Source organism: Streptomyces sp. NRRL B-24572 (assembly GCF_002156145.1).
GTDB classification, from domain to species: Bacteria; Actinomycetota; Actinomycetes; order Streptomycetales; family Streptomycetaceae; genus Streptomyces; species Streptomyces vietnamensis.
In genome coordinates, this window is record NZ_MWIG01000005.1 from 1 (window position 1) to 11,097 (window position 11,097).

At 71.7% G+C, this 11,097-nt stretch carries 8 protein-coding genes; 5 read left to right on the forward strand and 3 right to left on the reverse strand.

Annotated features, from left to right (window positions below; all coding sequences use genetic code 11):
• On the reverse strand, positions 1-1,029 hold a 1,029-nt coding region (locus CCN56_RS00305; protein ID WP_086821954.1), incomplete at its 3' end, for an ABC transporter substrate-binding protein.
• Between the two features lie 146 nt (positions 1,030-1,175).
• Complete coding sequence (locus CCN56_RS00310) at positions 1,176-2,189, reverse strand: LacI family DNA-binding transcriptional regulator (RefSeq protein ID WP_179199618.1); 1,014 nt, start codon at positions 2,187-2,189, stop codon at positions 1,176-1,178.
• 299 nt (positions 2,190-2,488) lie between these two features.
• On the opposite strand from CCN56_RS00310, the gene CCN56_RS00315 reads away from it, so the two are divergent.
• The 4 genes from CCN56_RS00315 to CCN56_RS00330 all read left to right on the forward strand — a co-directional run bounded on the left by CCN56_RS00315 (position 2,489) and on the right by CCN56_RS00330 (position 8,876).
• A complete protein-coding gene (locus tag CCN56_RS00315; protein ID WP_086821957.1) occupies positions 2,489-3,454 on the forward strand; it encodes a glycoside hydrolase family 6 protein in 966 nt (321 codons plus the stop codon).
• A gap of 96 nt (positions 3,455-3,550) precedes the next feature.
• Entirely contained in the window at positions 3,551-4,831 is a 1,281-nt protein-coding gene (locus CCN56_RS00320) for a glycoside hydrolase family 6 protein (protein WP_086821960.1), read from the forward strand.
• A 468-nt stretch (positions 4,832-5,299) separates the two neighbouring features.
• Positions 5,300-7,447, forward strand: coding sequence for a glycoside hydrolase family 9 protein (locus CCN56_RS00325; RefSeq protein ID WP_086821962.1), 2,148 nt, complete (start codon positions 5,300-5,302; stop codon positions 7,445-7,447).
• Positions 7,448-7,535: 88 nt separating this feature from the next.
• Positions 7,536-8,876, forward strand: coding sequence for a jacalin-like lectin (locus tag CCN56_RS00330; protein WP_086821965.1), 1,341 nt, complete (start codon positions 7,536-7,538; stop codon positions 8,874-8,876).
• A gap of 56 nt (positions 8,877-8,932) precedes the next feature.
• Here the strand turns inward: CCN56_RS00330 and CCN56_RS00335 are convergent, their stop codons facing one another.
• The gene (locus CCN56_RS00335; protein ID WP_086821967.1) at positions 8,933-9,409 is read right to left on the reverse strand and encodes a hemerythrin domain-containing protein; all 477 of its coding nucleotides are present in this window, start codon (positions 9,407-9,409) and stop codon (positions 8,933-8,935) included.
• 1,057 nt (positions 9,410-10,466) lie between these two features.
• Here CCN56_RS00335 and CCN56_RS00340 point away from each other — a divergent pair.
• Positions 10,467-11,096, forward strand: a complete 630-nt coding sequence (locus CCN56_RS00340) for a flavodoxin family protein (RefSeq protein WP_086821970.1) — start codon at positions 10,467-10,469, stop codon at positions 11,094-11,096.
• Position 11,097: the final 1 nt, after the last annotated feature.

Here is an 11,097-nt window from a genome sequence, read left to right on the forward strand (position 1 = left end):
CTGCTGCTCGGGCGCGGTGAGCCACGCGACGAGCTTCTTGGCCTCGTCGACGTGCTTGCCGGAGGCCGGCACGGCCAGGAAGGAGCCGCCCCAGTTGCCGGCTGCCGGGGGCTGGGCGATGTTCCACTTGCCCTTGTTGCCGGGACCGGAGAACTGCTGGATGTTGGCCTGCTGCCAGGAGGGGCAGACCGTGGTGGCGAAGGTGGACTTGGAGAACGCGGTCTGCCAGGGGGTGTCGAACATCTTCAGGCCCTGGCTGGTCCTGCCCTGGACGGCTTTGACGGCCAGGTCCCAGGCGGTCCTGACGCTGGGCGAGTTCTTGTAGGCGAGCTTGCCGTCCTTGTAGTACTGGACGGTGCTGGAGGAGACGACGGCGTTGAAAAGGCCGCTGGCGCTGTCCATGAAGTAGGTGTCCTTGGACGCCTTGGCCTGGTACCGCTTGCCCGTCTCGACGAACTTCGCCCAGTCGCCCGCCCACAGCTTGCCGACCGACTCGGGGTCGGAGGGCAGGCCCGCGGCCTTGAAGAGGTCCTGGCGGTAGCAGATGGCCATGGGGCCGACGTCGGTGCCGAGGCCGATCGTTCTGCCGTCGGCGGTGGTGGCCTGCTGCCACTTCCAGGGCAGGTAGTTCTTCTTCTCGACGCCGGGGGCGTCGGAAAGGTCGGCGAAGGCGTCGGCGAGGTCCGCGGAGGTGGCCAGGGATATGCGGCCGACTTCGAGGGCCTGGACGTCGTCGAGGCCGCCGCCGGACAGCCGGGTCTGCAGGGCGGTCCAGTAGTTGCCCTCGACGGTCGTCGGGTTCTCCTTGATGGTGATCTCCGGGTGCTGCTTCATGTACGCGTCGTACAGACCGGCCTCCTTGTACCCGAAGGTCCCGAAGGTGCCGACGGTGAGGGTGGTCTTCCCGTCGGCGGAGACGGAGCCGTCGCCGGAGGACGAGCAGCCGGCGAGGGCGAGGGCGAGCGTCGCCGCCGCGGAGGCGAGTGCGGCGGAGCGGATGCGGGCACGCGGAACGGACGAACGGGACATGGCATCTCCTCGATGCGTCAAAGGGGTTGGGGGTGCCCCGGGCAGGGCCTCGCCTCGTCGGCGGTCGGCGCGGGGGAACGTTTGGGAGCGCTCCCAAACGAAGGCCGGCGAAACCTCGCCGCAGGGTGAGCGGCGAGGTCGCCCCGTCAGGCGCTGGCGCGGGTGACCAGACGCGTGGGAAGGATCAATGGGGTGGGGTTCTGCCCGTTGATGAGCGCGACGAGCATGCGCGCCATCTCGCGCCCGAGACCCTCTATGGGCTGGTGCACCGTGGTCAGCGGCGGATCGGCGATCCGGGCCACGGCCAGGTCGTCGAAGCCGATCACGGCGACGTCGGCGGGGACACGCCGGCCGGCGTCACGCAGCGTGCGCAACGCTCCCGTCCCCATGTTGTCGCTGGCGGCGAAGACTCCGTCCAGGTCCGGGTGCCGCGCCAGCAGTACGGCCATGGCGGCCGCTCCGCTCGACTCGGTGAAGTCACCCGCTTCCGGCGGGCACGGTTCGAGTCCGGCCGCCAGCATGGCGTCCTGGTAACCGCGGTAGCGGGCCCGTCCCGCCTCGGTGTCCAGCCGTCCGCAGATCGTCGCGACCCGGGTCCGGCCGAGCGAGATCAGGTGCTCCGTCGCCGCGCGCGCCCCTCCGAGGTTGTCGACGTCCACGTACCACCGCGGGTCCAGACCGACCGGACGTCCGCCGAACACCACGGGAATCTCTGCCTCCTCCGCCATACGGGCCAGCGGGTCGTCCTCGCGCAGCGCCATCAGCATCACCCCGTCGGCCCCCTTGGACCGGAGAAGCTGCTCCACGCGCCGGCGCCCCCGGTCGGAGGCGGCCAGACACAGCATCAGGTGCAGCTCGGCGTCCTCCAGCGCGGCCGAGGCGCCCACGATCACCTGGGCGAAGAACGGGTCCGCGAAGATCGACGGATCCTCTCCCGAGACGACCAGGGCGGCCGCGCCGGTCTGACGGGTCGCCAGCGCGCGGGCGGTCGGATTGGGAACGTAACCGAGCTGGTGGACGGCCCGTTCGACCGCCTCCCGTTTGGCGCGGCTGACGTGCGGGGCGTTGTTGAGCACACGGGAGGCGACCGACCTCGAGACTCCGGCCAGTTCGGCCACCTCGTCAAGGGTCGACTGCCGTCGCGGCACACCTTCGGCCATGATCCGCCCTCCTGTCGCGGCCTGAACGCCTGGAAGGCTGGAAGCGCTTCCAGTTCCAGGACTGTAAAGCCTTATCGCCGCCATGTGAAGTGTTGGTTAAACGGGCCCACTTGACAGGCTCAACAGGGCGTCACACGATACCGGCCACACCCCGAGTCGGCCGAAGCACGCACTGGGATCGCTTCCAGTGGGAGCGCTTCCACCGCCGGGGGTGTCGTACCACCGCACTTCCTCAGTGCGCCGCCCGCTCGGGACGAGAGCGTGCGGCGCGTCCCCCCGTCAGGAATCGAGGTACCGTCATGCGCCGTCGAATCCGCACCCTCGCGGCAGCCTTCCTCGCGCTCCCGCTGGCACTCGCCGTCGCGCCGTCCGCCCACGCGGCCGATCCGACCACCATGACCAGCGGGTTCTACGTGGACCCGAACTCGAGCGCGAAGCAGTGGGTCGCCGCCAATCCGGGCGACGGCCGGGCGCCCGCCATCAGCGCGTCCCTCGCCAACACCCCCATGGCCCGCTGGTTCGGCTCCTGGAGCGGCACCATCGGCACCGCCACGGGCGCGTACGTCGGGGCCGCGGACTCCTGGGACAAGCTGCCCATCCTGGTCGCGTACAACATCTACCACCGCGACTACTGCGGCGGGCAGTCCGGAGGCGGCGCCTCCTCCCCGTCCGCCTACGCGAGCTGGATCGCCCAGTTCGCCGGCGGGATCGCCGACCGCCCGGCCGTCGTCGTCCTCGAACCGGACTCCCTCGCGGACTACGGCTGCATGAACCAGGCCCAGATCCGCGAGCGCCAGAGCATGATCAGCGGCGCCCTCGCCGAGTTCAACCGTCAGGCCCCCAACACCTGGGTCTACCTCGACGCCGGCAACCCCGGCTGGGTGAGCGCGGCGACGATGGCCCAGCACCTCCACGAAGCCGGGCTCCGACAGGCGCACGGCTTCTCCCTCAACATCTCGAACTACTACACCACCGCCCAGAACACCGCCTACGGCAACGCCGTCAACGGCGAACTGGCCGCCCGCTACGGCTACACCAAGCCGTTCGTCGTCGACACCAGCCGCAACGGCAACGGCTCCAACGGCGAGTGGTGCAACGCCGCCGGCCGCCGCATCGGCACGCCCACCCAGCTGGGCGGCGGCGCCGAGATGCTGCTGTGGATCAAGGCCCCGGGCGAGTCCGACGGCAACTGCGGCGTCGGGACCGGTTCCACGGCCGGCCAGTTCCTCCCGGAGGTCGCCTACAAGATGATCTACGGCTACTGACATCCGACTCCTGTGGCCCGGTGTCCGCCGCCCCGCGACCGGGCCACAGGTACCACCAGCCCCCCTCACCCCCCATCCCTCCGACCAGGAGCCCTCATGAAGCCACGCAGCCTACGGCGCCGTGCGACCGCCGTCCTCGCGGCACTCGCGGCCTGCGCCGCCCTCACCGCGACGCAGGGTCAGGCCCAGGCCACAGCCGCCGCGGACACGCTCACCCCGGTCACGAAGTTCTACGTGGACCCGCACAGCAAGGCCGCCGGGCAGGCGCTCGCCGACCTCAGGAGCGGCGACTTCACGAACGCCGTGAACATGGCCAAGCTCGCGAGCTGGCCGCAGGCCGAGTGGTTCACCGAGGGCACGCCCGACGAAGTCCGGGCGAAGGTGAGAAGCCTGGTCCGCGAGGCCCGCGCGGTGAACCGGACCCCGGTCCTGGTCGCCTACAACGTGCCGGGCCGGGACTGCTCCCAGTACTCCAGCGGCGGAGCCGCCTCCTCGGCCGCCTACCGGCAGTGGATCGACGCCTTCGCGGCCGGCATCGGCGACAGCAAGGCCGTCGTCGTGGTCGAGCCCGACGGCCTCGCCCTCCTCCCCAGCGACTGCGGGCCGGGCGTGGACCCGACCGGCGAACTCACGGCGGCCCGCGTCGCCGACCTCGCGTACGCGGTCAAGACCATCAAGTCCAAGGCCCGCACCGCGGCCTACCTCGACGCGGGCAACGTCCTGTGGCGGCCCGTGGGCGACATGGCGCGGCGGCTGCTCGACGCCGGCGTCCAGGACAGCGACGGCTTCTCCCTCAACGTGTCCAACACCCACCCCACCGACCACAACGCGCGCTACGGCACCTGGATAGCCAAGTGCATGTGGTTCGCCACCGAAGGGCCCGAGTACGCCCGCGGCCACACCGACTGGTGCGCCACCCAGTACTACTCCCCCGCCGCGCCCAACGACGGCGTCCCGGGCAACGCGGTCGACTCCGCCGACCCCGCCACCTGGCGCTGGACCGACGCCTGGTTCGACCAGAGCGTGGGCACCCCGTCGAACGACGCGCTGCACCACTTCGTCATCGACACCAGCCGCAACGGCCTGGGCGCCTGGACCCCGGAGCCCGGCAAGTACTCCGGCGACCCGGAGATCTGGTGCAACGCGCCCGGCCGCGGCCTCGGCCCGCGCCCGACCGCCGACACCGGTGTGCCGCTCGTCGACGCCTACCTGTGGATCAAGATCCCGGGCGAGTCCGACGGCAGCTGCACCCGCAACACCGGCGGCACGATCGACCCCGAGTACGGCATCGTCGACCCGCCCGCCGGCACGTGGTGGTCCGACCAGGCTCACTCACTGGCCCGCAACGCGGCGCCGCGGCTGACCTTCAACCGCTGAGCTCCGCTCGTAGCCCGTCCGCGTCGGCCGCGGGGAGCGCCTCGGTCGCGGCGACGACCTCGTGCTCGACGCGGCCGGTGCGTTCGGTACGCGCGCGGGGCGGTCCAGGCGGTCGGCGGCGTCCTGGAGCAGCTGCCGCGCGGAGGCGGCGGGGGCCCGCGCACCCGCGTCCAGGTCGTTCGCGCCACCGCGTCGATCCCGTTGACGGCGGGGGCGGGCGTCACTAATGTGCGCTCAGATCTCCCCCCCTCAACCGGTGATTTGACACTTCGCCGCTTGGGAGCGCTCCCACCGACCAGGGAGACGGAGGGGAACTGATTGACATGCTCGCCTCACAATACGGGCGTGGTCCTCCAGCGGCGCCCCGGCCCGCCGGAGGCGACCACCTCCGCCTTCCCGGCAGACGGGCCTGCTCGCGCACACCGCCCCACCCCGCTGCTTCCCCCCGACGACGCACAGGAGCCGCACATGCCACCCTCTCGCTCGTTACGTCTCTCCGCCGCCCTGCTGACGGGCACCCTCCTCCTCGGCGGTCTCGCGACCGCACCGGCCGCCGTCGGCGCCCCCGCCGCCACGGCGGCGACCACGGCCGTACGCGTCAACCAGGTCGGCTACCTGCCCGACGGGCCCAAGCGCGCCACCGTCGTCACCACGGCGACGCAGGCGCTCTCCTGGCAGCTGCGGAACGCGTCCGGCGCCCTGGTCGCCTCCGGATCGACCGTCCCGCGCGGCGCGGACACCCCCTCCGGGCAGTCCGTCCAGGTGGCCGACTTCTCCTCGTACCGGAGCACGGGTTCGGGGTACGTCCTGTCCGTGGACGGCGACAGCAGCGTCCCCTTCGACATCCGCGCCGACCTCTACGACACCTTGCGTTCCGACTCGATGGCGTTCTTCCACCACCAGCGCAGCGGCATCGCGATCGACGCCGCCCTGGTGGGTTCCGCCTACGCACGCCCGGCCGGACACCTCGGCGTCGCGCCCAACCAGGGCGACACGTCCGTCCCGTGCCAGGCCACCGTGTGCGATTACAGACAGGACGTCAGGGGCGGCTGGTACGACGCGGGCGACCACGGCAAGTACGTGGTCAACGGCGGCATCTCCACCTGGCTGCTCGTCAGCTCCTTCGAGCGGGCCAAGCGGGCCGGCAGGGACGCCGCGCTGGGCGACTCGACCCTGCGCGTCCCCGAACGCGGCAACGGAATGCCCGACGTGCTCGACGAGGCGCGGTGGGAACTCGACTTCCTGATGCGCATGCAGGTGCCCGAAGGAAGGCCGTACGCGGGCATGGCCTTCCACAAGGTCCACGACGCGGCCTGGACCGGCATGCCGCTGCGTCCCGACCAGGACGCACAGCCCCGCGAGCTGCACCGGCCGTCCACGGCGGCGACCCTCAACCTCGCGGCGGCCGCCGCGCAGTGCGCCCGGGTCTTCCGCCCGTACGACTCCGCGTACGCCGACCGGTGCCTGTCGGCCGCCCGCCGGGCCTGGACCGCGGCCCAGGCCAACCCCGCCCTGTACGCGCCGGCCTCGGACAGCACGGGCGGCGGCGCCTACGAGGACACGCGGGTCACCGACGAGTTCTACTGGGCGGCCGCCGAGCTGTACGCGACGACCGGCGAGAGCGCCTACCGGGACGCGGTCACCTCCTCGTCCTGGCACACCTCCGCCGACGCCTTCAGCCCGTACGGCTTCGGCTGGGCGGACACGGCCGCGCTCGGCCGGCTCGTCCTGGCCACCGTCCCCAACGGCCTGCCCGCGTCCGACCTGACCCGGATCAGGGCCTCGGTGACGGCAGCCGCCGACGGCTATCTGTCCAGGATGGCCGCCCAGGGCTACGCCGTGCCCGTCCCGGCGGACGGATACTTCTGGGGCTCGAACGGCGAGGTCGCCGACGACGCGATCGTCATGGCCGTCGCCGGCGAGCTGACGGGCGACGGGCGCTACCGCGCCGGCGCGCTGGAGACCATGGACTACCTGCTCGGCCGCAACGCCCTCGGCGTGTCGTACGTGACCGGCCACGGCGAGACGTCCTCTCAGAACCAGCACCACCGCTTCTGGGCCCACCAGTTGGACGCCACCCTGCCGCACCCTCCGGCCGGGGCGCTCGCGGGCGGTCCCGACAGCGCGCTCCAGGACCCCGTCGCGCAGGAGAAACTGACCGGCTGCGCGCCCGCCGCCTGCTACATCGACGACATCGGCTCGTACTCGACCAACGAGGTGGCGGTCAACTGGAACGCCCCGCTGGCCTGGCTCGCCGCCTACGCCGCCGAGCGAACCTCCACCGGCGGCGAACCGCCCACCGCCGCCTGCGCGGTGACGTACACGGTGAACAACGTCTGGAACACCGGCTTCACCGCGACCGTCACCGTCAAGAACACCGGCCCGACGGCCGTGGACGGCTGGCAGCTGGCCTGGGCCTACCCGGGCGGCCAGCGCGTCACGAGCGCCTGGAACGCCACCGTCACCCAGAACGGCACCGCCGTCACCGCCCGCGACGCCGACTGGAACCGGGCGATCGCCCCCGGTGCGACCGCGAACTTCGGAGTACAGGGAACCCACACGGGCTCGAATCCCTCCCCCACGGCCTTCACGCTCAACGGGAGCGCCTGCGCCTGATCCGCGTCCGGCCGGGGCCGGGCGGAAGCGTCCGCCCGGTCCCGGCCGGCGCCGCACCCAGCCGGAACCCCACCACCAGGAGCCCCCCATGCGCCGACTCCTCACCTGCCTGACGGCGGCGGCAGCCGCACTCGCCGGACTCACCGCGACGGCGCCACCGGCGACGGCCGCCGACTCGGGCACGTTCAGCCTGCTCACCTACAACGTCGCCGGGCTGCCCGACAGCATCTCCAGCGCGCCGACGCCCCGCGAGCCCGCCACGACCGAGATCGGCCGACGGATCGAGCCGTACGACATCGTCCACGTCCAGGAGGACTTCAACTACCACGCCCGCCTCTACGCCGCCGACACCGCCCACCCGTACCGCACCCCCACCAGCGGCGGGGCGGGCATCGGCAGCGGCCTCAACACACTGTCGAAGACCCCCTACGACGCGGACGACTTCGAGCGGGTCCGCTGGAACTCCTGCCAGTACGACTCGGGCGACTGCCTGACCCCCAAGGGCTTCACCTTCGCCCGGCAGCGCCTCGCCGAGGGCGTGTACGTCGACTTCTACGACCTCCACACCAACGCGGGCACGAACGCCGGCGACCTGGCGGCACGCGCCGACAACCTGAACCAGCTCACCGCCTTCATCACGACCCACTCGGCGGGCAACGCGGTCGTCGTCATGGGCGACACCAACACCCGCTACACCCGCGCCGGCGACACCATCGCCGAGTTCGCCGCCGCCAACGGCCTGACCGACGCCTGGGTCGAGCTCATCCGCGGCGGCACCCCGCCCGCCAAGGGCAGCGAGGCCCTCGTCTGCGACCAGTCCCGGCCGACCGTGCCCAACACCTGCGAGGTCGTCGACAAGGTCCTGTACCGCGGCAGCGGACTCGTCTCCCTGAACGCCACCTCCTACGAAAACGAGCACGCCGCGTTCCTCACCGGCGACGGACTCATGCTCTCCGACCACGACCCGGTCACGGTGGGATTCTCCTGGTCGCGCAACCCGGACTTCCGGCTGAGCGAGCAGTTCGGCGGACCCCACGGCGATCACTTCAACGACATCGACCGCGTCCCCGCCGGCGCCCGCGCCACCACCATCACCCTGAGCGCCGGCTCCCGGATCGACCGGCTGGCCATCACCCTGGACAACGGCACGACGCTCACCCACGGCGGCACCGGAGGCACCGCGGCCTCCCTCACGCTCGGCAGCGGGGAGTACGTCACGACCGCGCGCCTGTGCCGGGCCCAGAAGGACGGCCGCACCCGGATCTTCCACGCCAGGTTCAGCACGAACCTCGGCCACACCCTCGCCGGCGGCACACCGACCTCCGACTGCGTCACCCACACCGCCCCTCCCGGCTGGCAGATCACCGGCTTCCACGGCCGCTCGGGCGACGAGATCGACAAGATCGGCTTCGTCCAGACCCTCCGCTGACACAACCGACCGTCACCCGCCCCCGAGGCGCCGCTCTGGTCGGCGCCGTGACCGGATCACTTCGAGTCGGCGCTGGGAACGGCCAGCGGATCTCGCGGCGCCTCCTTCTTCCCGGCCTCCAGCTCCCCGCCGAGCTCTGTGAGCCTGTTGCGGCCCATCGCCTTTCGGACCTCTGGGAACCAGTCCTGCTCCTCTTCCTCGACGTGGTGGCGGACTTGTTCCATCAGCACGGTCATCTTCGCTTTGAAGCGTTCGTCGCCCGGGTCCATGCCCTTGATTTCCGACAGCATCCACACCACCGCGTGGTGTTCCTCGATGCTTTCCAGGATGTGGTCCGTCGTGTCCGGCGCGGCTTCCCGGGCAGCGGGGTAGAAGAACTTCTCCTCGATCCAGGCGTGGACGGTGAGCTCTTCGATCACCTCGTCGGCGATGCGGCGACGTTCGGCCGTGTCGTCGTCGGAGGTCTTCTCGAACCGCTTGAACAGTTTCTCGACGGTCTTGTGGTCCTCGCGCAGCAGCACGATCGCGTCCATGCGGGCGTCTCCTCGTCAGGTGTCGACACGGCTGTCGGCGCCGTCAGGCCCGTCAGCGTGGTCATCGTCGAACCAGCAGTCGCCGGCCGCGGGACAGCGGAAGGAACGGCCCGTGTGAGCGGGAAGGACGAAAGCGGCCTGTGTGCGGTCCTTGAGCTGTTCGCGTTCGAGCACCGGCTGACTCCTGATGGGCGGCAGGGCTTACGCACCGTCGCACGGCTCTTCTCTCCGCGGCTGCGCACACGCCGTCGGCAGCGGGACCGGTCACTCGCCCGGCGGCCGATCGCGGGGGCGGCGCCCGTGCCCAAGGTCTCTGTGGCTCCCCGTGGCATGGTTGTCCGCCTGGTTCGACAGCCGCCGAACGTACGGCCGGGCGCGCGCCTCGGACGATCCGCCGCCGCTGGACTCCTTCGCCGGCATCGGCTCGACCAGGTCGGATCACGATCAGCGCCGTCCGGCCCGTGTCGCCACCTGGGCCGGGGCCACGGGCATGACCGCCCGCCAGTCCGGGCATCCGCCGTCCCTCACCAAGTCGACCATCGGCGCACATCAGCGCCACACACGTGAATGGGGATGTCTGGTCATGGAAGCCCAGGCGACGACCGGGCCGGGCAAGAGCCGCGTCGCCGCCGACGAAGGCGTCCGGACGTGTCGTCCCGCCACCGTGCGCCAGACGCGGTCCGACGGCGCAGACAGCGAGGAACCGCCCGCCTCACCGGAAGAGAACATCATCCGAGGCGAGGACCGGGCGCCGGCATCAGTTCCGCCCGGGCGTCCCCATGGCTCCCGCGCTCCCACCCGTCCGGTGAGATCCGGGGCGCTTCCGTGCCCGCCGGGCACGTCCACGTGCACGCCGCGGACGGCCCCGACGGGCGGTGCTGCGGCCGGACCCGCGTCCCGACGGCGCTCCGGACACCTCGCAACGCCGGCGGCCCCCGTGATGCCGGCCCCGGATCCGCGGACCGGTAACCGCCTCCGCCGCCACGACGCGCCCCATGATCGGCAGCCACCGCCGTGAAGGACGGGTACGGCGTCACCGCCGGGGTAGCCGGACCCCATGAGCACCACCACCGAAACCACACCGCTGCGCGCCGTGGCCCTGGTCTGCACGCTCTCGCCGTCGCCGAAGCCGTCCAGCTCTCAGTTGCTGGCCGAGCAGACCATGGCCGCCCTCGCCGAGCACGGCGTCACCGGAAAGGTGATCCGGATCGCCGACCACGACGTCAAACCGGGCGTCCAGGTCGACATGGGCGACGGCGACGCCTGGCCGGGGATCCGCGACACCGTCCTGGGCTGCGACATCCTGGTCCTGTCCACGCCCATCTGGCTCGGCCACCCCTCCAGCCTCGCCCAGCGCGTCCTGGAGCGTCTCGACGCCGAACTCGGCGAGAGCGACGACCAAGGCCGCATGCTCACCTACGGCAAGGCCGCCGCGGTCTGCGTCGTCGGCAACGAGGACGGCGCCCACCACGTCGGCGCCGAACTCTTCCAGGGCCTGAACGACGTCGGCTTCTCCCTCGCCCCGAACGCCGTCACCTACTGGGTCGGCGAAGCCATGCAGGCCACCGACTACCAGGACCTCGACGAGACCCCCGAGAAGACCGCCGAGACGACCAGAACCCTGGCCGCGAACACCGCGCACCTCGCACGCCGGCTCAAGGCGGCCCCCTACCCGCCCTCTTCCTGAC